Genomic DNA, 20,982 nt, shown 5'->3' with positions numbered 1-20,982 from the left:
GCGATGACCACCGCAACCGACCGCCCGGGACGCCGCTCGGGCGACCCGCTCGTCCGGCAGACCAAGAAGGCCGCCCAGCTGCTCGTCGCGTCGGCCCGGCACTCCTACGACCCGCGTGTCGACGTCAACTGGGACGAACCGCTGGAGGAGGGCAAGTGGTTCCTGCCCGAGAAGCGGATCTCGCTCTTCGGCACGGAGCTGTACGACTCCCTGACCCTGGAGCAGAAGCTGCTGCTCAGCCGTGAGGAGCTGGCGTCGTCGCTGGCCGCGGGTGTGTGGACCGAGCACATCCTGCTGCACCTGGTGTCGCGGTACGCGTACAAGCGTGACATCACCAGCCCGCAGGTGCAGTTCGCGCTGACCGAGGTGGCGGACGAGGTCCGCCACATGATCATGTTCGCGCAGCTGGTGGAGAAGACGGGCTCGGAGTTCTACCCCGTCAGCCGCAAGACGCAGCGTTCAGGGCTTCTGCTGAAGACCTTCGCGCCGGTGCCCGCGCTGTGGGCGATGCTCCTGCTCACCGAGGAGTTCTTCGACCGCTTCCAGCGCGAGCAGGCGAACGACGAGACGGTGCAGCCGCTGGTACGCACGGTTGCCCGTATCCACGTCGTGGAGGAGGCCCGCCACATCAGCTTCGCCCGCACCGAGCTGGAGCGGTTCGTGCCGACGCTCTCCAAGCGGCGCCTGCAGCTGCTCCGCGACTTCCTCGCCTCCGTGGTGAAGACCGTACGCCATGACCGGTACAACCCTCTGATGTACGAGCGGGCCGGTCTCGATCCGAAGGCCTGCGTAGAGGCGGGGCGCTCCAACCCCATCGGCCTGGTCAACGGTGCGTACGGCGCCGAGCGGATCGCCCCGTACTACAAGTCGATCGGTCTGATCGGAGGCCGCTCGGAGAAGGTGTGGCGCGAGGCCGGTTGGCTGAAGGACGCCTAGAAGAAAGCGAGTCGACCGTGGAAGATGACGGATACGAGGGTCCTGCGGTCCTGGTCGTGGAGGACCGGGCCGAGTTCACGCTCAGGGCCCGGCTCACCGGCCGCTTCCAGCCACTGGACGGCCGCTATCGCTGGTACGGACGGCTGGAGGCACACGAGGAGCTGACCCGGCTGGTCGGCAACGGCAGCGCCGGCGTGGTGCTGCGTACGGCCGAGGGCGACGCGGTGGGCCGCATCACCGAACCCGACCTGTGGAACCGGTACCGGATCGAGGGCACGAGCGTGCCGCCGTTCCGCGTTCCGTTCAGCCTGGAAGAAGTGGAGGAGGAAGCGAACTCCTCCGACGCATGAAAAACGCACAGTGAACCACGCTCGAAGAGAACAGAACTACTCAGAAAAACGGAGGCCTCCGGCCCATGTGCTTCGATGAGGACGCCATTCCACCGGTACCGCACAATCCTGATTCGGTGATCGAGAGCCGGTATCTGGAATTGACCGCGAGTGACGGCAACACATTCGCCGCGTTCACCGCCGCCCCGGCCGGCGGAACGCGTACGGCGATCGTGATCCTTCCCGATGTCCGTGGGCTGTACGGCTTCTACACGGAACTGGCCAAGCGCTTCGCGGAGAACGGCGTGCGGGCGCTCGTCGTCGACTACTACGGACGTACGGCAGGCGTCGGGAAACGGGAGAAGGACTTCCCGTACGCCCAGCACATGGCCAAGCTAAGCCCCCGTGAGCTCTACGCCGACCTGAGTGCGGCCATCGCCCACCTGCGCTCGGAGGAGGGCGGCGCCGCGAGCGCCGTCCTCACGTCCGGCTTCTGCATCGGCGGCCGGCTCGCGGTGATGGCGGCGGCCGGGCGCTTCGACCTGGCCGGTGTGATCGGCTTCTACTGCTGGCCCGCGGACGGGCCGGACGGTTCCGCGGGGCCGACCAGCCGGGCGGCCGATCTGGCAGCGCCGGTGCTGGCCCTCATGGCGGGGGAGGACCCCGGGATCCCGCCGGCCCATGTCGCGGCGTTCGACGAGGCACTGGCCGCGGCGGGCGTGGACCGGGAGGTCGTCACCTACCCCGGCACCCCGCACAGCTTCTTCGACGCCAAGCGCGACGCGTACGCCGATGCGTCGGCGGACGCGTGGAATCGGGTCCTGCGGTTCGTGGAACGCGTCGGTGCGCACTGAGGCACCGGCGACGGAACGGGCCGAAACAGACCGGAACGCATACGTACGGGCGGAATGAAAGTGCGTGTAGCCTGGAAAGCCAGCTGAAGGCGGTCGAACCTCGGGGAGTGTGAACATGCCCATCACTCGTACGAGAACGCGTCCGACGCAGCGCGAACGGTCCGACGGCACCATCGAGGAACTGCTCCGCGCCGCTCGCACGCTGTTCGCCGAACGCGGCTACAACGCGACGCCGCTGGATGCCATCGTGGAGGCCGCCCACCTCACCAAGGGCGCCCTCTACCACCATTTCTCCGGCAAGCAGCACCTCTTCCGTGCGGTGTACGAGCGCGAACAGAACCGGCTCGCCCACATCGTGGCCAGCGCCTACCTGGACGCGAAGCCGGATTCCTGGGAAGCCGTGTTCGTCGGTGCGAGGGCCTTCCTCGTGGAGGTCCTCGCACCCGACGTCCAGCGCATCAACCTCCTGGACGCCCCGGGCGCACTCGGCACCGAGGAGATGCGCGAGATCAACTCCGGCTGTCTGAAGATGATGGAGGAGGGTGTCCGGCGCGCCGCCGCGACCGGCGACATCACGCCGCACTCCGTCACCGCCCTCACCCATCTCCTGTACGGCGCCCTGTGCGAGACGGCGATGGCGGTGGCCCGGGCCGAGGACCAGCAGCAGGCCCTCGACGCGGGCATCACCGAACTGCGCACCCTCTTCGACGCCCTGGCGACGACGTCGCGCTGAGCCGTACGCCCGTGGCCGCGGGCCCGGCCGCCACGGGCGTACGGACGCCTCCGGTCACCCCGTGCGGCCCGCCATCGCCGCCGCCAGATCGGACAGGGGCAGCCAGGGCCGTACGAGCGCCTGCTCGGCAACCGCGCTCAGCGCCCGCGGAGAGCGCCCGCACAGGTCGATGATCCGGGACACAGCAAGCGCCTCCGCCTCGACCCGGCGCTCGCCAAGGATCCCGGCGAGCATGCGCCGGGCCTGCTGGACACTGAGCTCCCGCAGTCCCACGGTGCGCAGCACGTCGGCTCCCGCGAGGTGGCGGGCATCCCTCGTGGTCACCAGGACTGCTCCGGCGGACGGGCCGGGCTGCAGCACCTTCAGCTGCTCCGGCGAGGTCAGGTCGTCGAGGACGACGAGCACCCGGAGGTCCTTGAGCACCGCCTGGCCGAACGCGACCGGATCGGCCTCTCCCGACGGCACGACCACACCCAGACTCCGCAGCACGAGCCGCAGCACGTCGTCGCCCGTGAGCACGCGGTCACGCGTGGGCACGGCCGCCCGCAGGCCCCGGACCGGCTCGGCCGGCGCACGCCGCTGTTCCGGTGTCCGCCCGGCCAGGTGCGCGCACCCGGGCCGCGCCACAGCTCTGCCGCCGTGCAGTTCCACGAAGATCTGGCCGTCGGGGAAGCGGTGGGCCACCCGGTGCGCCCACTGGACCGCCAGGGCGGTCTTGCCGATGCCGGGCGGGCCCTCGATCACCCGGGTGACCGGGCGTCCGCCGGCGGCGGTGACGGACCCGTCGAGCATCGCCAGTTCCTGCTCCCGGCCCACGCAGCGGATGACGCGCGGCAGCTGACGGGGCACGGACAGGGCTACGTCGGGCACCGCGGGCCCGGCCGCGGCGAGGTCCGGATCGGCACGCAGGATGGTGGCGCGCAACGCCGTGGTCTGCTGGGCCGGCTCCACTCCCAGCTGGTCGGCGAGCCGGCGGCGCAGCGTCTCGTAGGCCTCGACGGCCTCGGTACGGCGGCCGGAGCGGTGGAGCCCGGTCATCAGATTGCGGATGACCAGCTCGTTGTCCGGATGCAGATCGGCGAGCGAGTGCAGTTCGTCGAGGAGCCCGGTGCCGCCCCCGAGCCGTAGTTCACCCTCATGGCACTCCACGAGGGCCGACAAGTGCTCCCGCTCCAGCTGTGACCGCGTCCGGGTGGCCCACTCCCCGGACACCCCGCCGAGCGGCCTGCCGTGCCAACTGCCGAGCGCCTCCCGCAGCAGCCGTGTGGCCGTGCGGGTGTCCGTCCCCGCGGCACGGGCGGTCGCCACGGTGCGGCGGAAGCGGTGCAGGTCGATCACGTCGGGATCGGCTTCCAGGACGTACCCGCCGTGCCGGCGGCGCAGGACGGCCCCCGTGCCGTCGTCGGCGTCCTCCAGGGCGCCGCGCAGCCGCGAGATGTAGGAATGGATCATGTTCCGCGCCGACTTCGGCGGGTCCGCGTTCCATGCCCAGCTGATCAGCTCGTCAGGCATGACCACCTCATTGGCACTGACGGCGAGCATGGCGAAAACGCCACGCTGCTTGGCCCGTCCCAGTTCAGCCAAATCCTCCCCGGCGGTCCGGTACTCCACAGGCCCCAACAGCTGAACATGAACCATGCTTGCCCACCCCCGTGTGCACGCGATTCCGGATCGCTCAGCCCACCGGAATCAGCGGACTTCGCTCTGGTAAACGAAGCACTGCCACGATGGGAGATTTCTTTATTTTCGCTGAACGGCCCCTGCCACGGGCGAGGAATCAAAAAATGCTTTCATCAAGTTTTCCTGCACCGCCCCCGTTGAGGCTGGCTCTGCCACCACGACCTCGCACGGGAGCTGATGTGACGCGCACACTGTCCCACCCCCGCACTGAGAAGGAACGGCACCACCACCGCTGGAACCTCGTACTCGCCGAGCGCGAGCGCCTGCTGCGCCTGGCCACCAGCCGGCTCGGCCGCACTTCGGACGCCGAGGACTGCGTCCAGGAGGCCATGATCCGCGCGGTGTCCTTCGAGGCGCTCGACGAGTCCCGGGTCGCCGCGCTGCTCACCACCATCACCCTGCGCCTGTGCGTGGACCACCAGCGCGGCACCCAGCGCGATCGCAGGCTCGCCGTCCGGGTCCAGATCCTGCGCCGGCCCGAGCCGGACCCCGGCTCCGAGGTCGAGCACCGGGTCTGCAACAGGGCTGCGGGCGCCTGGCTGTTGACCCAGCTCACCGGACTCGGCAACCGCGAACGCGACGTACTGCTCGCACGGGCACGCGGCCTGAGCACCGCCGAGACGGCGAACGCGCTGCAGATCACGTACAAGTCGGCGGAGAGCGCCTTCACCCGGGCCCGCAGCCGACTGCGGGTGCTCTACCACCAGGAAATGGCCCGCTGACCCACGCCTGCCGCCCGGCCGGATCCCGCGCGCACACGGCAGGAGGGGCGCCAGGCGAAGGGGACGCCCCTCCTGACCTGCCCGTTCCCCACCGGCATCCGGGGAGGCCGGTCGCCTTCTCCACGCGCGTCGCAGGAAAATCCCACAGCCGGTGGTACCCGACCGTCGACAGCGCGCGCCACCGCTCACCCCAGGGGCAGTCCGGAACAGACGCTGCCCCTGCGCCTCCTTCCCCTCTGCCGCAGGCCACCCCAGTTGTCCGACAGCAGCCTGCTCCCCCCACCCGCTACACTGGCGCCAGTGCGCAGCCCTGGGCCGCGCACCGGCAACACCGTGGGTCGACGTGTCTGGCATCGCAAGGTTCAGCCTGATTTCCGACACGTTTTCCGACAGATCCCCGCCTTCGTAGCTCAGGGGATAGAGCACCACTCTCCTAAAGTGGGTGTCGCAGGTTCGAATCCTGCCGGGGGCACAGCACGAAGGGCCAGTTCGGAGGCGTGATCCTCCAGAACTGGCCCTTTCTCATGACCACGGCCGTGCCACCTGCGTGCCCCTACGGCCCGGCGTCTCCCTGCCGCTTACGGATCATCGCCCCGAGCTGTTCGGCGATGGCCCGGTCCCGGCCGGCGGTCATGTGCGGGTGGATCAGCGCCGTGGCCCAGCACCGGGCCAGGCCACGGGCGGTGCGGTCAGTGATCGTGGAGAAGGGCGACCGCTTCGGCGAAGTCGGCGTGCGCGGGTCCGAAGGACCGTGCCGCGACGAGGAACATCGACCGGTCGGTGAGGGCACGGGCGAGGAGTGCGGGCTTGTCGGGCAGGCGGCGGGCGAGCGTCACTCCCTCGTCGAAGCAGGGCGTGAACCGCTCCTCGAACAGGTAGGGCCGGTCCCCTTCGCTGACGGCCGCGCGTATGCAGATCCTGCGTCGGAGGTCGACCAGCTCGGTGAGCCGGCCGGCCTCGCGCGCGCTCGCCGCCTGTGCTTCGAGGCCCGGCCGCATGCCGAGAAAGCCGTCCCGCACGTCGCACGACCAGCCGTGCTCCGTACCGAACGGCGGCATCGGGGACTCGGGCCCGGCGGCGGGTTCGGCCGCCCGCCCCGACAGGACGAAGAGCGCCCTCCACCACGCGTGGACATGACCCCGGCTCTTCGGCTCGCCCGTGGTCGCGAGCTCCTGCAGGACGCCCAGGGCCTCGCGCCGGGCAGCCACGGCGCTCGCGCCGTCCCCGGCGGTCTCCCGCATCCGGGAGAAGTGGACCAGCTCCCAGGTGAGTATCGCCAGAGCGGTGCGCTGTTCGGCTGCCTCGCGCCGGGTCTCCTCGATGAGCTCGCGGAAGACGGTCGATGCGGCGTCGTGCTGCCCGGCGCCCTCCAGGTTCGCCGCCCAGGGCACCATGTACCAGAAGGAGCGCTCCGGAATCCTGTTCCGGGCGGCCACTTCGTCGAGTTCCGCCGCCTCCACGAAACGGCCCTCCTCGGCCAGAACGCGTGCCAGGGGCCCGCTTTGGCCGGCCTCGGCCAACTCCCGGCAGATCGCGTGTCCTTCGGTCCTGCGCCCGAGCGCGAACAAGGACGCCTGGTAGGCGTCCAAGGCCCGGCGCAACCGCTCCTCGCGGTCCGGCGCCTCCGCGTCCATCCTGCGAGCGGCCCGGGAAGCCTCGGCGGTCAGCGCGACATCCACCTTGGGATCCCGGCTCTCGTGGCGCAACGCGAGCAGGGCGTCGACCAGCTTCGGCATGTACGCCTTCGGACTCACCTCCGCCAGAACCCGGTACGCGCCCACCAGTTCGGCCCGGCTCCGCCGGCCGGACCCCAGCAACAGCACGCGGGCCCGCAGCACCGCGTCGTGATCGATCGTCACCATTCCCCCTGTCTCCGGATGACGTACGAGGGAGATTCTGAGCGGCGGGGACGGACCGGACAAGCCTCGCGAACTGTGCGTTCCGTCCTACGAAAAATGGCGCTGACCTGTCATGATGGACATGCTTTCGACCTGAATCCGGGAGTGGGTGGCCGCACCGGCCACTCCGCCGCCACACCGGTCACCTCCGCCGCCGCACACGGCGCCCCGGCCCGCCACGGCTGCGCGAGGCAGGTCGGCGCCCGCCCTCCCAGCGGCCGATGGCTCCCATGACACCCACGGCACCCACGGCACCCACGGCACCCACGACGGCCTCTCCGACCGCACGGCGGCGGGTCTTCGTCATGCAGGACGCCCCGCCGTGCAGGTCGCCCCGCCGTACGGGCCGGGGGCGTCGTTCAGCGCGGAGTCACCCAGCCCGGCGTCCAGGTCCCGGCGGTGTCGTGGCCGGCCGTCGTGGCGGCGAGGTGGGCGCGGAGGGTGGCCAGGGCCGGGTGGGCGTTGTCGCGGTGCCAGAGGAGCGAGTGCGGGTAGACGGGCGTCGGGTCGGTCACCGGGATGCGGCGCAGGTCGTGGCCGGTGGGCCAGATGAGGCGGGTGTGCTCGCCCATGAAGGTGGCCAGGGCCGGGGTGTCGGCGATGGTGTCGAGGAGCGCGTCGGAGCCGAAGTTGGGGCCGGTCGCCTCGATGGTGAGGCCGAACTCGGCGACGAGGTCGTCGTAGTAGGCGGCCCATTCGGTACCGGGGACGATGCCGGGCATCCAGATCCGGTGCCCGGCGAGCTCGGCGAGGGTCACCGACCGGGCGCCCGCCAGCGCGTGGGCGGGGCCGGTGAGGAGCTGGAGCGGCTCGTCGAGCGCCCGGACCGACTCGATGTCCTCGGGGAGGGGCCGGCCGGGTGCGGCGACGGCGCGGAAGGACGCGTCGATCGCACCGGACCGGATGGCGGCGACGGCCGTCTCGATCTCGAACAGCATCACCACGTCGAGGGCGGTCTCGGGGCACGCGTGGTGGAAGCCGCGCATCAGCCCCGACTGCGCGCCACGCGAGTTGAGCACGTCGACGCGGAGCGGACGGCTGCCGGGGCGTACCGACGCGACCGCGCGTTCGGCGACGCGCAGCAGCTCACGTGCGTGGGGCAGGAACGCCTGCCCGTCGATGGTGAGCTCGGCGCCACGCGGTGCGCGGGTGAACAGTCGCACGCCGAGGCCGCGCTCCAGCGCGGCGATGCGCTTGGAGACGGCCTGCTGGGTGATCGACAGGTCGTCGGCGGCCTTCTGGAACTGGCCCGCTTCCGCGACGGCGGTGAAGGTACGCACTGCTTCGAGATCCACGCCGACCCACCTTAGTGAACAACTGATGGTTGTGGACATCGGGCCACGCGGTTGTTTGACCTGCTGCTGTGCCGCTCGCTTAGCTCTCACGGGTCAACGTCGGTTTGTTCGGGTGGGAGCGCTGCGCATGGTGAGCAGGAGACCGCCGGGCCGTTCGTTCGGCTGGTTGTGGACGGCGTACGCGGTCAGCGCCTACGGTTCGGGGCTCGGGTTCGGCGCGCTGCCGCTGATCGCCGTGCTGGCGTTGCACGCCAGTCCCGCCGAGGTGTCCGCGCTGTCCGCGGTGGGGCCCGCGGTGGGCGCGCTGCTCGCGCTGCCCCTCGCGCCGTGGGTGGAGTTCCGGCACAAGCGGCCCGTCATGATCACGATGGACCTGACCCGGTTCGCGGCCATGGCGACGATCCCGGCCGCCTACGCCTTCGGGCGGCTCGGCTTCGTCCAGCTGCTCGTGGTCTCGGCCCTGGTCGCCGCGGCCAAGATCGCCTTCAACGCGGCGAGCGGCGCCTACCTCAAGGCCCTCGTCCGGCCGGACGACCTGCTCGCGGCCAACGCGCGGTTCGAGTCCACGAACTGGAGCTCCATCGCGGTCGGGCCCCCGCTGGGCGGGGCGGCCATCGGCCTGTTCGGGCCGGTCGTCACCGTGGTCGCCGACGCGTTCAGCTACCTGCTCTCCGCGCTCTGCATCACCGCGATCCGCGACCGCGAGGAAGCGCCGACGACACCCGGCAGGAGCCCGGCCCGGGCGGGCGCACTGCTCGACGGCTGGCGCCACATCATGGGCCATTCCGGCTTGCGCGCGCTCTACCTCAACCAGGTCCTCGTCGCCGGACTGATCATGGCCACCGAGCCCCTGCTGGCCGTACTCCTCCTCCGCCAACTCGGTTTCCCGCCCTGGCAGTACGCCCTCGCCTTCGCCGCTCCCTGCTTCGGCGGACTCATCGGCTCGCGGTTGGCCCGCCGGGTCGTGGCCCGGTACGGGCGGCACAGGGTCTTCCGGACCGTCGGCGCCCTGCGGGCCGTCTGGCTGATCGGCCTGGCCTTCGTGCGTCCCGGCGTCGTGGGCCTCGTCACCGTGATGGCCGTCGAGCTGGCGATCATCGTCAACATGAGCCTGTACACCCCGGTGCTCGCCACCTACCGGCTCGAACAGACCCCCCAGCATCTCGTCGCCCGCACCCTGTCGGCCTGGTCGATCGGCCAGCAGGCGTCCATCGCCGTCCTCACCGCCCTCGCCGGGCTGCTCGCCGACGCCACCAGCCCGCGCACGGCCCTCACGGTCGCGGGGCTGCTCATCCTGGCCACCCCGCTCCTGCTCCCCCGGCACGACCGGACGACGTCGCCGCACGAGCCGGAGCCGTCCCGCAGCCGCTCGGCGTCGCGATGACCGACGCCGACCGCGTCGGCGTGCCCCTCGCTGCCCCGGGCCCGGCCCCACCGGCGCGGTCGGGGCCCCGACGGAGGGCTGAAGCCTCAGCTGCGGGCAGTCGGCGGGAGCGCGTCGGGCACCTGGCGCAGTACCGACGGTGACGCCCGCCGCACCGTGCACCCCGGGTCGCCCGGCGGGTGCGCGTACGCGTCCGGGCGGGCGCCGGAGGCGGAGTGCCCTTCGGCGACGACGATCGCGTTGCCGGTGATCGTCCGGTCGCAGTCGACGCAGTAGCGGGGGTAGGTCATCGGGCCTCCCTCCACTTCCGCCCGAGCCGGACCGAGATGGCGCACGGGCGGTCCGCCCGGCACGTCGCGCACCGGACGGTGTGAGTGAGCCACCTGCGGTACGCGCGGTCCCCGGGGGTGAGTGTCTCCGTGGTGGTCATCGTGTCCGTCCTTTCCAGCAAGTGAGTCAGCAGCGGGGGAACCAGGTGACGGATGCGTACGCGGGGTCGGCCCTGGGGCCGAGGTCGTGCGCGTCGCCCGGCGTCAGGGAAGCGGAGCACCAGACACAGCCGGCACCCCGCTGCTGCGCGTCTGACAGCAGCGTCGGATCAGGGAGATCAACCGGAGCGGTCATGCGTGATCCTCGTGTTCGGCGTCACCCTTCGCGGTGGGTACGGAGACCGTAGGAGCGCACCGTGCACGAACACCACCGATGTGCAGAAATGTGCGCACCAGTCACGCGTGCAGGTGTATGACTTCTTTTCGCCCTTGACTCGCTGACGCCCCGGGTACGACTCTGGCGCACACAACTGCACACGTCGCCACCGGAGGTCAGCATGCCGCTCCTGTTCATCGGGATCGATCCCAGCACGGGAGACAACGAAAGCCCGACCGTGTGGGTCGACCCGGCCAGCAACGAACTCGTGCTCCAGGGGTGGAAGCCGAGTCCCGAACTCGAAGCAGAGGCGGCAGCGTTCACCGCTCCGGGCCATGCGGTCGGCATCCCGGAGAGCGAGGCAGTCGTTCGTATCCCCGCCCGGATGGTGGGCATGATCAGAGAGGCGTGCGATGTCGTCGAACGTGCCGCTGACGTTCAGTGAGCTTCTCGACCGGTGCGAGCACTCCGCCGTTCACCTGGAGATGCGTGACCACTACGCCGTCGACAACGAGCGCGGGCCGTTCGCGGAGTGGCGGGCCGGGTTCCGGCACGACCCGGCGGACCGGGCGTCGTGGTGGCGGCCGTGGCTCGACACCGTTGCCGGTGCCGTGGGCCGAGGGGTGATCATCCGGAGGGCTCGCATCGTCTCCGAGCCGGTCAGCGACTACATCCGGTACGAGCACTCCGGGACCTTCACCAACGTGGCGGCGGGCGAGCTGGTCCGGTGGTTGCCCCGCCGACAGGCGTCCGACATCGCCCTGCCCGGTAACGACTTCTGGCTCTTCGACGGTCGACTGGTCCAGTGGAACCACTTCTCCGGCGACGGTACTTCACAGGGGCCGGAGAACTCCGACGATCCGGCATCGGCCAAGCTGTGCGGAGACGCATTCGAGGCCGTGTGGGAGCGTGCGGTGCCTCACGACCAGTACACGCTCCGCTGAGCAGAAGCCCCGGTTACCCACGTGACGCTCCCCTCCTCTTCCGCGCAGACCGCACGCGAAGTTGTCGCACGACGCCTGCGTGACCTGCGGAAGGGAGCGGGACTCACCGTCGTGGACCTGGCGCGGGGGTGCGGCTGGCACCACGCGAAGACCTCTCGGATCGAAAACGCGCGCACGGCACCGACCGCGAAGGACATCCGGCTGTGGTGCCGCACTCTGGGCGCCGAGGACCAGGCCGACGATCTGATCGCCCAGTCGTTGCACGCCGAGTCGATGTACAGCGAGTGGCGGCACCGGACCCGCGGCGGGCTGAAGCAGCTCCAGGAGAGCGCCGTCCAGTTCTTCCGCCAGACCGAACTCTTCCGCGTCTACTCGTCATCACTCGTCCCGGGACTTCTCCAGACCGAGGGGTACGCGGCTGCCGTGCTCGGCATGAGCGCCCGATTCCGAGACCTCCCTTTCGATGACAGTGCCGCTGCCGCACAGGCCCGCATCGACCGGTCCCGCATCATCCACGAAGGCGGCCGGCGCTTCGTCCTCCTCATGGAGGAGTCGGTGCTGCACTACCGGATCGGTGATGCCGACGCGATGGCCGCGCAGCTCGGCCATCTCCTGACCGCCGGCGCCCTGCCGGCCGTGTCGCTCGGGGTCATCCCGACGACATCGGACCGGGGCCAGTGGCCGCGTGAGACCTTCCACGTCTACGACGACACCCTCGTGTCGGTGGAGCTGGTGTCCGCACAGGTCCGCATCACCCAGCCTTCCGAGATCGGTCTCTACCTCCGCGCTTTCGAGGAACTGAGAAGCGGTGCGGTGTACGGAGCAGGCGCCCGTGCCCTGATCGTGAAAGCCATCGACGCCCTCGGCTGACGCACAAGGCGCCGCGACGGACGCGGAGTCCGGAGCGAAGCCGACGTGCGAAACGGCGGCGGTCGACGCGGGGGTCGCCCTGGCGTCGGCGGATGTTCGTCGAGTGCTGGGCGAGCTGGACTTCGGACCGGTGAACCTGGCGACGGCGACGCACATCGGAGCCGTCGCTGCTCGGCGCGCCCGGCGCCGGGCACCAGGCACCGGGGCCACTCGGCGTGCTGCAGGACGGAGCTGCGGATCAGCCTCCCAGCCGGCATGGTGGAGGCGGCGTGTTTCGCCCGCGCCGGGCCCCGGAAACGGAGTCAGGCCCCTCGGCTGCCGCCTCGATCTCCTGAAACAGGGGTCTGATTCGCGGCCACGCCCGGAGCTCGGTCGAGACCGGGATCAGGCACGTTCCGCGACGACAGCCGAGCCCCCTCGGGCAGTGGCCGGCAAGCGACGGGCCTGCTTCGTCGGTTCTACGTCCCCGCCGGGGTCGGCGGCTCCTCCAGCAGTTCCCTCAGGTGCGGTTGCACGCGCCGCCACGCCTCCAGCGCAACCTGGATCTCCTGCGGCGTACCTCTCACCCTCCCCTTGACCACGACGATCGCCTGTGCGCCGCCGGGGAGGTCGATCACGTCGGTGTCGAGCAGAACACCTTCGCTGTTGAGGTCGTCGACCACTCGCACCGGAAGCTTGCCGTCGGCCACCGACGCGATCGGCTCGGCCTGCTCCGGAGTGCTCGGCGCCGCTTCCTCGGGCTCGGTCCCGAGGGGCGGCTCTCCCCGGAGAACGCGCTCCACGGACCCACGCGGCCAGCCGACTTCGGCTGCATACGCACGGATGAGAGGACTCACCTTTTTGAGCGCCCTCCCTCGCTCCACCCCTTGCACGGTCGACAGGCCCACGTCGAGCCGCTGAGCGATCTCACGCTGCGTCAACCCCGCCGCCTCGCGGGCCGCTTGCAACGCTCGCCCCAGCTCCACCCAGTCCATGGCCCCACATCATGCCGCATGCCACGAAGCCCGGAGAGCTCACAACCAAGCCCGACCCGCGCCGCAGTGGCGCTTCCCCGGCCCACGCCTCTCTTGAGCCCCTCGTGTGACCAGCACACCCGCCCAAAGTCTTACATTGGAAGACCTTGGTACCGAGCGTAGTTGCACACCTACGCAACGTGTCTTACATTTGAAGGGCGGAGTTGGCCTGTCCCGCGCGTCACCGAGACGCACCCGGGGACCGTCCGACACGCCCGTCCCGAGAGGCCTCAGTGCGGAAACGCCTCAACCTGCCGGGCCGTCGCTCCCACCAACCAACGTATGGAAGAGGGACCCCGTGACCATCGACGCCATGCACTGGGTGTGGACCTGCTCCCGAGCCAAGGGGAACGTCCGTCTGGTGATGCTCGCGGTGGCCGACAAGGCCACAGGACCGGACTGCACCGCCCGGATGGGCACGAGCGAGTTCGTCTCCCGCGTGAACGCAGCCCGATCCTCGGTCGTCAAGGCAGTCGACTCCGCCCTTTCCTCCGGCGAACTGATGATCGTGGATCCAGCCGTCGGAAGCCGAGCAGCCACCTACCAACTTCCTTTCGCCGTGAGCCATGTGCGCCCTGCGCAGACAGCCAGGGGTCCGGAGACCGGACCGGTGGGCGACAGCTACCGGTCCGGGAACGAGACCCCCGAGCGCAAGCAGGGGTCCGGAACCCGGACCGGCACGGAAAGGGCCAGGGGTCCTGAATCCGGACCGGAGGGGTCCGAGAACGAGACCTCAAGGGGTCCGACATCAGGACCCCTCAACCAGACCACTCCTACCAGGAGTGAAAGCAAGCAAGCTGGAGCACCCGCTCCCGTGGACCCCGGCCCCGAGATCCCCGCCGGAGCCCGCCCGTTGGTCGACGCGCTCACCACCGCCGGAGTGCTCGTACGCTGGAACCTCTCGGCCTCCGAGTGGTCCCTGGTCGAAGCCCTGACCGAGCGGACCGGAGTCCCGGCCCTCGCCGCCTTCGCCCAACGGCAGGCGAGCGCCCGCGAGATCAGCTTCGCGAAGTACTTCCTGCCCGGCTGGCGCGAGTTACCTCCGCTGCCCGCGCCCGGCCCCGCACGGCCCCCAGTGCCCGCGCAGCAGGTGCGGCCCGCACAGCCGGTCAGGCCCGTACCGCCCGCTCGCCACGCCGTACCCGCCCCCGGTGGCTGGCAGCCGTACACCAACCCGGTCGACCCGTCCGTGTACGAGAACGGATTCTGACCATGGAACCCGCCACCATCGGCGTCCTCGGGCCGTCCGCCCTCGCCCACCTCATGGGCGGCATCGCCGAGAGGCAGCGCCAGGGCGTCGGTCCTGGCCCCGTCGTGGACGGGCCCGTACCCGACGAGCCCGGCCACCCCGAGTACCACCACCGCCGCCGCGCCGCGTGGGCGCTCGGCCGCTGGCAGACCGCGACACCGCCCCGCTACCGGCGGGCCGACGCCACCCTCCCCGTCGTCCGGCAGTGGGCGGACGCCGTGGCCGCCGACCCGGAGTCCGCCGGGTCGCTGCTCCTCACCGGTACGACCGGCACCGGCAAGACGTACGAGGCGTACGGCGCGCTCCGCCGCATCGCGGAAGCCGGCCCGGGTACGTACGAGGTCATCTCGATCACCGCCGCCGACCTGTACGGCCGCCTGCGTCCCAAGGGCTCGGAACGGGGCACCGAGGAGGAGCTGCGCCGTCTCTGCCGGGTCCCGCTGCTGCTTCTGGACGACCTCGGATCCGCCAAGGCCAGCGAGTGGACGGAGGAGGTGACGTACCGCCTGGTCAACGAGCGGTACAACGCCTGCCGCCCCAGCCTCTACACCAGCAACCTGCCCGCCCGCGCGCCCCTGGACGGACAGGGCCGCGCCACCGGCCCCGACCTCGCCACCGCCCTCGGCGAGCGGATCGTGTCACGGCTCTCCGAGGACACCCGGATCGTCGCGATGACCGGCACGGACCGGCGCCGGGCCGCCGGGTGACCCTGGGGAGGGAGTCGTCGTCCACCCGAAAACGGACGGTGCGACTCGCGCCCGATCATCGCAGGCGGCACCCGGGGCCAGCCCCCTCCTGGCTCTGAACACCCGCACGCCCCCGTCCGGCCCCACGCCGGGCAGGGGCGATACGTCACGTCCCGAATCAGTTCTCTTTGAGCGCAGTCCGCAGCCAGTCGAGGGAGCCTTGCGCAAGCAGTTCGTCGGCCAGACGGTTCGCGGTCCCGGTGACGAGGCGTCCGCGGCTGTTGTCGATCCAGCGCTGAGCGTTCTCGTAGCCCTGGGCCTTGTACTCGATGCCCTGGAGCAGGCACTCCAACTTGTCAGCGTCGCGGGCGCAGATCGCCTCGGGCGACTCCTTCGCCTCGTACTCCGCGACCAGGTCCCGAACCGTCGAGGCCAGTACCTCGGGCATGCCCGCCGTCTGGTCGGCGGTCACCTCCTCCGGGGCACCGGCCGGCGCGTACTTCTTCCCGAGGTGGTTCACGTCCCCGGTCCGGGTCTCCTGAGTGTCGTGCCACACCGCGAGGAACGCGGCACGGGCCGGGTCGGCGCCTTCCAGCTTCGCGATGATCGTGGCGATCAGGGACGTGCGCCACGAGTGCTCAGCGACGCTCTCCGGGTCACGGACGCCCGCCATCCACCACCCCGTTCGCCGGGTCTGCTTGAGCGTGCCCGCCTCGAACAAGAAGCGCCCCACTGCCGACAAGTCGTCAGCCACGACCATCTCCTCTCACGCCTCGGCAAGGCGGATCGCGTACCGGATACCCTCCAACTCCCGCCGCGCCCGGACCGAGAGCTCCCGGTCATCCAACATCACGGGGAGGGCAAGGCGCAGTTCCTTCCCGGCCGGGGTGCCGGGGCGCAGCAGATTCGGGCGAGCAGCGAACAGAGCCCACATGGTGTGGACGTTCAGGTCGAAGAAGCCGTGGCGTGGGGTGAGCCCCCGTACGAGGTGCTGCATCAGCTTGTCGCCGGACCACGGGCCGGGGTTCGCCTCGGCAATGAAGTCGTCGGAAAGCTGTAGGCCCACAGACTCGCCGAGCCAGTAGGCCCAGTAGTTGAGGTTCGCTGCTTCGCCCGCGTCGTCGTCGGCGAGCGTCGTGGTGATGAAGTGCCCCATGCGGTCCCGATCTCCCTGTCTGGCCGCGACGGCGGCGACGGAGCGGGCGTTGAGCCAAGGGGTCAGCCACCCGGCCGGGCACTCCGTGCGCTGCTGCTGGATCAGCCAGTCGGAGGTGTCGGGGGCGTCGTCGTAGCCGGCCAGGTAAAGAGCCTGGCGGCGCAGCAGGAAGCGCTCTGCCCCGCGGGCCTGCTCTGCGGTCTGGCGCATGCGGGAAAAGAAGCGTCGGCGTTCCGCGGCGGGGAGTTCGGGGACGGCCGGCACTGGGCCGCGTCGTGGCCTCGGCGGATCGGGCAGCGAGCGCAAAGGGTTCGGGGCCACGCCGTTAAGGGGCCAGGACAGGACTTCGACCAGGTCACGCCGCATGACCCAGGCGCCGAGCGGATCGTATTCGACGGGACTTTCATCGAGTGCGCAGGCAAGGAGGACGTCAGCTTCCAGGGCCCGTTCCAGGGCCAGCACGAGAGTCGGCGTGCTCCCCAGCTTGAGCAGCTGGTGGCGGTACATGAGCATCTGTCCGACCGGCACTGCGGTCAGAGGGCGACGCCCGCTTTCCCAGCCCGCAATGGTGTCGGGCGAAATCCGAAGACGTTCAGCAAAAGTTTCCTGGGTATGTCCCAGCTGCTCACGAAGGAGGCGGAAAACGTAGCCCGAGACTATGAGCTCGTAACACGATCTTGCTGAAGTGCGCTGGTGGGGCGTAACCGGTATGACGATTCGGCTGTTCGTGAGGGTGTGGGTACTCGACCGTGGATCGTGGACGATGAGTTGTGGGCGTTGATCGAGCCGTTGCTGCCTCCGTGGCCGGAGCGGTCGCCGGGGCCGCGTCCGGTGTCGGACCGGCCTTGTCTGCAGGGCATCCTGTTCGTCCTCTACAACGACATAGCCTGGCAACTCCTGCCCTTGGAGTTGGGGTTCGGATCAGGGCAGACGTGCTGGCGCCGCCTGGACCGTTGGCAGAAGGCAGGGGTTTTCGACCGGTTGCACCGGGTCCTGCTCGCCGAGCTGAACGCGGCCGGTGAACTCGACTGGTCGCGCGCGTGCGTGGATGGCTCCCACATCCGCGCGAAAAAGGGGGGCCCGACACCGGTCCGTCGCCGGTCGACCGGCGGAAGACGGGCAGCAAACACCACTTGATCTGCGACGGACGCGGCACCCCACTCAAGGTCATTACCACCGCGGCGAACGTCAACGACGTCACCCAGACCCTCGCCCTGGTCGACGGCATCCCACCTGTCGCGGGCCGCCCCGGCCGGCCCCGCCGACGACCCAAAGCCCTCCTCGGCGACAAGGGCTACGACTCCAACCCCAACCGTGACGAGCTGCGCCACCGCCGGATCCTGCCCGTCATCTCCCGCAAGGGATCGCCGAACATCAAGGGCCTGGGCAAGCTCCGATACGTCGTCGAGCAGACCTTCGCCCTTCTCCATCACTTCAAACGACTCGCCGTCCGCTGGGAACGCCGCACCGAACTCCACGACGCCTTCGTCTCTTTGGCCTGCGGCCTGATCTGCTGGAGACGCCTCACGAAGGCCCGATCATGATCGGGCCACGAGCTTTTGGCTACAGCTCACACCACTCACCCAGCGGGCCAGCCGCCCGCGTCCGGGCGAAGTCGTGCACCAGGCCCCACGCCCGATCAACATCCAGGACAAAGTCGCCCGTGAACGCGGCGAGGCCGTCCATGATCGGCACTTCAACCTCGGCACCCGAGGGCACGGCGCCGTCTCCTACGAGCAGAGACATCCGCTCGGTGTCACTCATCAGATGGACGACAGCGTGATCACCCCGGAAGGCCAGGGTCAGCACCGGGAACTCCCTGTTCGGCGACCGAACCTCGACGTACCCCTCACCACGAGAACGCAGGTCGTTAAAGCGGTCTGACAGATCCTTCACCTCTGAACGTCTTTCAACCGGATGGAACAGTCCCGACTCCGGCGAAGTCGCCGCCCACACCACGCTCATCCAGTCGCTCGCATCGGTGGTCGTCTTCGCCAGGCGGGCGGCGCGGTGGGCGGCGAGCGCCTGGTGGTAGCCCTCCGGTGCGGGCAGACGCACGGCAGGTCCGGCGGCCACCGCCGGTGGGACCGGTTCGGCCGCCATGACGGGGCCGGCCGTCGCGGGCGCGGGCGCCAGGACGTGCACGGTACGGACGCTCGCTCCGGGAACCTGTGCGTTGGCGGCCGCGCCCAGCTTCGGGACGGTCCACCGGAGTTTCGTGGCGACCGCCGGGGGTGCCGGGGACGACGTCCAGGCGCCCGGTGTTCGCGTCATATCCCACGGCCCGGACCCGGCCGACGAGTTCGGGCGCCACCGCGGCGAGGATCGTGTCGAAGTGCGCGAGGACGCTGCCGCCGGCGGCCGGGGCGGTCATGCCGCGTTCGGTCGCATCCGGCTGATCGCACTGCCCAGCCCGAGCGGCTCGCGACCATCGCGCCGTACGACGATGGTGGTGGTGCGCCGCTTCGGCTTGCGGCTGGTGGTCCCGTTCCTCCGTGCCGCTTCCCGGGCGGCGGTCAGGGCCTGACGCGCGAGGTCGACCCCGCTCAGCTCCCACTCGACGCTCACGCGATCACCGCCCCGGCAACGTCACCGTCGAGAGCGCGGGCGGTTAGCTCCGGCAGCCGGTCCGTCCACGACCCAGCTCCGACCTGTCCGGCCCGGTGCCCCGCGGTGGCCTGCTCGCGCAGCTGCTCCAGGCGCGCCGTCAGCAGGTGCTGGGCGACGCGATTCCGGGCGGTGGTGGCGGCCTTGGTCGCGGCGGCGACGGCGGCTTCGCCGGTGGGGGTGTGCCGGAACCAGCGGCGGTTCTGCTCGGTCCGGTAGGCCTGGTCGGCCTCCGTGTCGGCTTCGGTGGTCCGGCCGAACGCGGCCAGCGCGCTGACCGCGGCTTGGTCGGCGATCTGCTGAACGGTGCTGCGGGCGGTGAACGCGGCCGCGAGCTCGGCGTCGTCCTGGTTGGCGTCGAGGTCGGCCGGGTCGGAGATCTCCAGGAGCTGCGCCCACTCGGTGGCGACCTTGCTGTCGATGGCCGTGCGGACCCTGGTGTCGAGGGCCGCGACGTCTACGGCACCGGCCGACGGGGCGAGCATCCGCGCCGCGACGAGCTCCACGGCCCGCACAGTGAGCACCTCGGTCTCGCGGCGGCAGCCGCACGCCTCGCACAGCCCGCCGGACCCGCTCTGCCCGCAGTCCTCACACGCCAGCGCTTGGCGCACCGTGGCGGCCACAACTGCGGCCTGGCGCTCCAGCTCCGCCCGCTCCCGGGCGGCAGCACGGGCGGCCTCCCGGACGCGGGCCTCCTCGCGGCGCCGTACGAGCCGCCCGGCGTCGACGGCCGTACGGGCACGCAGCCGCTCCTCGACGACCTGGCGGCGGGCGGCGTCATCGATGCCGGGCAGCTCCTGGTCGACCTCGGCCGCTACCTGGATCCGGGCGGCCTGGCGGACGTGGAGCACCTTGGCGCAGCTCTCGCAGTCGGCACGGTGTCGAGGCGGGTGCCGTTGTCGCACCGCCGGTCCCGGCAGGCCTGACGCTGAACCAGGCCCCGGCCGATCAGTCACCCGTACGGGGCGCTCGCCCCGGGCCTCGCCACCGGACTTCGCCAGCCGGTCGGCGCCCCGGAGCCTTCGCCGGACACCCCGGCCCGCTTCCGCTCTCGTGGAGAGTACCCGCGATTCGGGCTTCCCCGGCTGTCTCTCTACTTTCGCTTACTTCGCGCGATAACGATGGGAATCACGATGCAGGCGAGCGCCACGATGAACAGAACAATTCCGAGCGTCCCTCCGGGGGTCCATCCCCCGCGCGCCAACGTCATGACAGTCTCCTTCGCTTATGCTGATTTTTGAGTACTTCAGCTACGATTCTGGGTTCTGAAGGCAAACCAGACCGAAATGCAGATCACGTCGACTACGACAGCGACCAGAAGAAGCGGGAATGCGGCCCCCCAGCCACCCATTCCACCCAGGACTGCAGCCAGAACGTAAAGAAAAATGGACGAGACGACTACTATTATGCCGTTTCTCCGAATTGCATTGCGGGAGCCGTACAGATCCTCAAATATACGAGCCATTCGAACCACCTCCGTAATCTTTGTTCTGCTGCTGGTGACCTTCAGTGGGGCGGGAGAGTTACCCAGTGCCCGCCCCGCTCCTTTCCATGACTACTGCAGCTGGCTTTCTACGGTCCCGGCCACCCAGTCACCCGCTGCGGCACTTGCGTAGGCGCAACCGACTTCCACTGCGACAGCTCCGACTCCGGCAGTAGGCGCTCCGGCGAATCCCGCCACGAACTGGCAGGCCGATTCGATCAGAATCCCTGTAGCGATCCCGGCCACCTGTCCCCACAGGGCATCGGTGTCTCCCTGCAGGCCGCTTGAAACGGCGTCGGTGACATCGGTGGCGTCGTCTACCGCGTCAGTGATGCTGTAGAGCCCGCTGGGGTCGGTGCGGTTGATGGGGTCGCCTTCGGCATAGAGGTAGGGGTTGGTCTCTTGGCCGGAGGGGTCGGGTTGGGTGAAGCGGCCGAGGGTGGGGTCGTAGTAGCGGGCGCCCATTTTGTAGAGGCCGGTGGGGTCGGTGTAGGCGCC

Annotated in this window: 24 protein-coding genes and 1 tRNA gene; 13 read left to right on the top strand and 12 right to left on the bottom strand. The window is 70.2% G+C overall.

The window, feature by feature from the left end:
- Positions 1 to 3: 3 nt before the first annotated feature.
- The 4 genes from ACFZAX_RS07925 to ACFZAX_RS07910 all read left to right on the top strand — a co-directional run bounded on the left by ACFZAX_RS07925 (position 4) and on the right by ACFZAX_RS07910 (position 2,852).
- On the top strand, positions 4 to 936 hold the full coding sequence (locus ACFZAX_RS07925) for a diiron oxygenase (RefSeq protein ID WP_390960106.1): 933 nt from the start codon (positions 4 to 6) through the stop codon (positions 934 to 936).
- Between the two features lie 17 nt (positions 937 to 953).
- Positions 954 to 1,286: a DUF4873 domain-containing protein gene (locus ACFZAX_RS07920; RefSeq protein ID WP_390960105.1), complete on the top strand. Its 333-nt coding sequence runs from the start codon at positions 954 to 956 to the stop codon at positions 1,284 to 1,286.
- Positions 1,287 to 1,402: 116 nt separating this feature from the next.
- Positions 1,403 to 2,119 (top strand): dienelactone hydrolase family protein, encoded by a 717-nt coding sequence (locus tag ACFZAX_RS07915; RefSeq protein ID WP_390960104.1) that lies wholly within the window; start codon positions 1,403 to 1,405, stop codon positions 2,117 to 2,119.
- A 115-nt stretch (positions 2,120 to 2,234) separates the two neighbouring features.
- Positions 2,235 to 2,852, top strand: a complete 618-nt coding sequence (locus ACFZAX_RS07910; RefSeq protein WP_390960103.1) for a TetR family transcriptional regulator — start codon at positions 2,235 to 2,237, stop codon at positions 2,850 to 2,852.
- Positions 2,853 to 2,906: 54 nt separating this feature from the next.
- On the opposite strand, the gene ACFZAX_RS07905 is transcribed toward ACFZAX_RS07910, so the two are convergent.
- Positions 2,907 to 4,490, bottom strand: a complete 1,584-nt coding sequence (locus ACFZAX_RS07905; protein WP_390960102.1) for a BTAD domain-containing putative transcriptional regulator — start codon at positions 4,488 to 4,490, stop codon at positions 2,907 to 2,909.
- Positions 4,491 to 4,711: 221 nt separating this feature from the next.
- Here ACFZAX_RS07905 and ACFZAX_RS07900 point away from each other — a divergent pair, with 221 nt between their 5' ends.
- Together ACFZAX_RS07900 and ACFZAX_RS07895 are read left to right on the top strand one after the other, a co-directional pair.
- Complete coding sequence (locus ACFZAX_RS07900; protein WP_390960101.1) at positions 4,712 to 5,254, top strand: sigma-70 family RNA polymerase sigma factor; 543 nt, start codon at positions 4,712 to 4,714, stop codon at positions 5,252 to 5,254.
- Positions 5,255 to 5,653: 399 nt separating this feature from the next.
- Positions 5,654 to 5,726, top strand: a tRNA-Arg gene (locus ACFZAX_RS07895).
- Positions 5,727 to 5,943: 217 nt separating this feature from the next.
- On the opposite strand, the gene ACFZAX_RS07890 is transcribed toward ACFZAX_RS07895, so the two are convergent.
- Positions 5,944 to 7,116: a hypothetical protein gene (locus ACFZAX_RS07890; RefSeq protein ID WP_390960100.1), complete on the bottom strand. Its 1,173-nt coding sequence runs from the start codon at positions 7,114 to 7,116 to the stop codon at positions 5,944 to 5,946.
- Positions 7,117 to 7,511: 395 nt separating this feature from the next.
- Positions 7,512 to 8,447 carry a LysR family transcriptional regulator gene (locus ACFZAX_RS07885; protein ID WP_390960099.1) on the bottom strand — a complete coding sequence of 312 codons (936 nt, stop codon included), beginning with the start codon at positions 8,445 to 8,447 and terminating at the stop codon, positions 7,512 to 7,514.
- A gap of 127 nt (positions 8,448 to 8,574) precedes the next feature.
- On the opposite strand from ACFZAX_RS07885, the gene ACFZAX_RS07880 reads away from it, so the two are divergent.
- Entirely contained in the window at positions 8,575 to 9,831 is a 1,257-nt protein-coding gene (locus ACFZAX_RS07880) for an MFS transporter (RefSeq protein ID WP_390960098.1), read from the top strand.
- Between the two features lie 86 nt (positions 9,832 to 9,917).
- Here ACFZAX_RS07880 and ACFZAX_RS07875 read toward each other — a convergent pair whose 3' ends face one another.
- Together ACFZAX_RS07875 and ACFZAX_RS07870 are read right to left on the bottom strand one after the other, a co-directional pair.
- The gene (locus tag ACFZAX_RS07875) at positions 9,918 to 10,121 is read right to left on the bottom strand and encodes a hypothetical protein (protein WP_390960097.1); all 204 of its coding nucleotides are present in this window, start codon (positions 10,119 to 10,121) and stop codon (positions 9,918 to 9,920) included.
- Positions 10,122 to 10,287: 166 nt separating this feature from the next.
- Positions 10,288 to 10,455 (bottom strand): hypothetical protein, encoded by a 168-nt coding sequence (locus ACFZAX_RS07870; protein WP_390960096.1) that lies wholly within the window; start codon positions 10,453 to 10,455, stop codon positions 10,288 to 10,290.
- Between the two features lie 202 nt (positions 10,456 to 10,657).
- Between ACFZAX_RS07870 and ACFZAX_RS07865 the strand changes: the two genes are divergently transcribed.
- The 3 genes from ACFZAX_RS07865 to ACFZAX_RS07855 are packed head-to-tail and all read left to right on the top strand — an operon-like array spanning position 10,658 to position 12,290.
- Positions 10,658 to 10,921, top strand: a complete 264-nt coding sequence (locus ACFZAX_RS07865) for a hypothetical protein (RefSeq protein ID WP_390960095.1) — start codon at positions 10,658 to 10,660, stop codon at positions 10,919 to 10,921.
- Positions 10,890 to 11,420 (top strand): DUF6879 family protein, encoded by a 531-nt coding sequence (locus ACFZAX_RS07860; protein ID WP_390960094.1) that lies wholly within the window; start codon positions 10,890 to 10,892, stop codon positions 11,418 to 11,420. Before ACFZAX_RS07865 ends, ACFZAX_RS07860 begins: the two co-directional genes overlap by 32 nt.
- A gap of 21 nt (positions 11,421 to 11,441) precedes the next feature.
- Positions 11,442 to 12,290, top strand: coding sequence for a Scr1 family TA system antitoxin-like transcriptional regulator (locus tag ACFZAX_RS07855; protein WP_390960093.1), 849 nt, complete (start codon positions 11,442 to 11,444; stop codon positions 12,288 to 12,290).
- Positions 12,291 to 12,748: 458 nt separating this feature from the next.
- Here the strand turns inward: ACFZAX_RS07855 and ACFZAX_RS07850 are convergent, their stop codons facing one another.
- Positions 12,749 to 13,264, bottom strand: coding sequence for a helix-turn-helix domain-containing protein (locus ACFZAX_RS07850; RefSeq protein ID WP_390960092.1), 516 nt, complete (start codon positions 13,262 to 13,264; stop codon positions 12,749 to 12,751).
- A gap of 337 nt (positions 13,265 to 13,601) precedes the next feature.
- Between ACFZAX_RS07850 and ACFZAX_RS07845 the strand changes: the two genes are divergently transcribed.
- Positions 13,602 to 14,513 (top strand): hypothetical protein, encoded by a 912-nt coding sequence (locus ACFZAX_RS07845; RefSeq protein ID WP_390960091.1) that lies wholly within the window; start codon positions 13,602 to 13,604, stop codon positions 14,511 to 14,513.
- 2 nt (positions 14,514 to 14,515) lie between these two features.
- Positions 14,516 to 15,259: an ATP-binding protein gene (locus tag ACFZAX_RS07840; RefSeq protein ID WP_390960090.1), complete on the top strand. Its 744-nt coding sequence runs from the start codon at positions 14,516 to 14,518 to the stop codon at positions 15,257 to 15,259.
- Positions 15,260 to 15,416: 157 nt separating this feature from the next.
- On the opposite strand, the gene ACFZAX_RS07835 is transcribed toward ACFZAX_RS07840, so the two are convergent.
- Together ACFZAX_RS07835 and ACFZAX_RS07830 are read right to left on the bottom strand one after the other, a co-directional pair.
- The gene (locus ACFZAX_RS07835; protein ID WP_390960089.1) at positions 15,417 to 15,992 is read right to left on the bottom strand and encodes an HD domain-containing protein; all 576 of its coding nucleotides are present in this window, start codon (positions 15,990 to 15,992) and stop codon (positions 15,417 to 15,419) included.
- Positions 15,993 to 16,004: 12 nt separating this feature from the next.
- On the bottom strand, positions 16,005 to 17,054 hold the full coding sequence (locus tag ACFZAX_RS07830; protein WP_390960500.1) for a helix-turn-helix domain-containing protein: 1,050 nt from the start codon (positions 17,052 to 17,054) through the stop codon (positions 16,005 to 16,007).
- Positions 17,055 to 17,147: 93 nt separating this feature from the next.
- Between ACFZAX_RS07830 and ACFZAX_RS07825 the strand changes: the two genes are divergently transcribed.
- Positions 17,148 to 17,938 (top strand): IS5 family transposase gene (locus tag ACFZAX_RS07825; RefSeq protein WP_390960499.1). Its coding sequence is split into 2 segments (ribosomal slippage): positions 17,148 to 17,447 and positions 17,450 to 17,938, totalling 789 coding nucleotides; the frame shifts between segments, so codons are not numbered across the junction.
- Positions 17,939 to 17,957: 19 nt separating this feature from the next.
- On the opposite strand, the gene ACFZAX_RS07820 is transcribed toward ACFZAX_RS07825, so the two are convergent.
- The 4 genes from ACFZAX_RS07820 to ACFZAX_RS07805 form a co-directional block, all read right to left on the bottom strand.
- Positions 17,958 to 18,539 (bottom strand): hypothetical protein, encoded by a 582-nt coding sequence (locus ACFZAX_RS07820; protein ID WP_390960088.1) that lies wholly within the window; start codon positions 18,537 to 18,539, stop codon positions 17,958 to 17,960.
- A gap of 225 nt (positions 18,540 to 18,764) precedes the next feature.
- Positions 18,765 to 18,962: a hypothetical protein gene (locus tag ACFZAX_RS07815; protein ID WP_390960087.1), complete on the bottom strand. Its 198-nt coding sequence runs from the start codon at positions 18,960 to 18,962 to the stop codon at positions 18,765 to 18,767.
- Positions 18,959 to 19,906, bottom strand: a complete 948-nt coding sequence (locus ACFZAX_RS07810) for a hypothetical protein (protein ID WP_390960086.1) — start codon at positions 19,904 to 19,906, stop codon at positions 18,959 to 18,961. The genes ACFZAX_RS07815 and ACFZAX_RS07810 overlap by 4 nt, the downstream gene beginning before the upstream one ends.
- Positions 19,907 to 20,556: 650 nt before the next feature.
- Positions 20,557 to 20,982: RHS repeat-associated core domain-containing protein (locus ACFZAX_RS07805; protein ID WP_390960085.1), on the bottom strand; the 426-nt coding region annotated here is incomplete at its 5' end.

The organism is Streptomyces sp. NPDC008125 (assembly GCF_042957125.1).
Classification (GTDB): Bacteria; Actinomycetota; Actinomycetes; order Streptomycetales; family Streptomycetaceae; genus Streptomyces.
This window is presented reverse-complemented; position numbering and strand designations above follow the sequence as displayed.

Coding starts and splice junctions, on each gene's coding strand:
- ACFZAX_RS07925 (WP_390960106.1), top strand. CDS start 4: ATGACCACCGCAACCGACCGCCCGGGACGCCGCTCGGGCGACCCGCTC.
- ACFZAX_RS07910 (WP_390960103.1), top strand. CDS start 2,235: ATGCCCATCACTCGTACGAGAACGCGTCCGACGCAGCGCGAACGGTCC.
- ACFZAX_RS07905 (WP_390960102.1), bottom strand. CDS start 4,490: ATGGTTCATGTTCAGCTGTTGGGGCCTGTGGAGTACCGGACCGCCGGG.
- ACFZAX_RS07890 (WP_390960100.1), bottom strand. CDS start 7,116: ATGGTGACGATCGATCACGACGCGGTGCTGCGGGCCCGCGTGCTGTTG.
- ACFZAX_RS07880 (WP_390960098.1), top strand. CDS start 8,575: ATGGTGAGCAGGAGACCGCCGGGCCGTTCGTTCGGCTGGTTGTGGACG.
- ACFZAX_RS07875 (WP_390960097.1), bottom strand. CDS start 10,121: ATGACCTACCCCCGCTACTGCGTCGACTGCGACCGGACGATCACCGGC.
- ACFZAX_RS07870 (WP_390960096.1), bottom strand. CDS start 10,455: ATGACCGCTCCGGTTGATCTCCCTGATCCGACGCTGCTGTCAGACGCG.
- ACFZAX_RS07865 (WP_390960095.1), top strand. CDS start 10,658: ATGCCGCTCCTGTTCATCGGGATCGATCCCAGCACGGGAGACAACGAA.
- ACFZAX_RS07860 (WP_390960094.1), top strand. CDS start 10,890: ATGTCGTCGAACGTGCCGCTGACGTTCAGTGAGCTTCTCGACCGGTGC.
- ACFZAX_RS07850 (WP_390960092.1), bottom strand. CDS start 13,264: ATGGACTGGGTGGAGCTGGGGCGAGCGTTGCAAGCGGCCCGCGAGGCG.
- ACFZAX_RS07840 (WP_390960090.1), top strand. CDS start 14,516: ATGGAACCCGCCACCATCGGCGTCCTCGGGCCGTCCGCCCTCGCCCAC.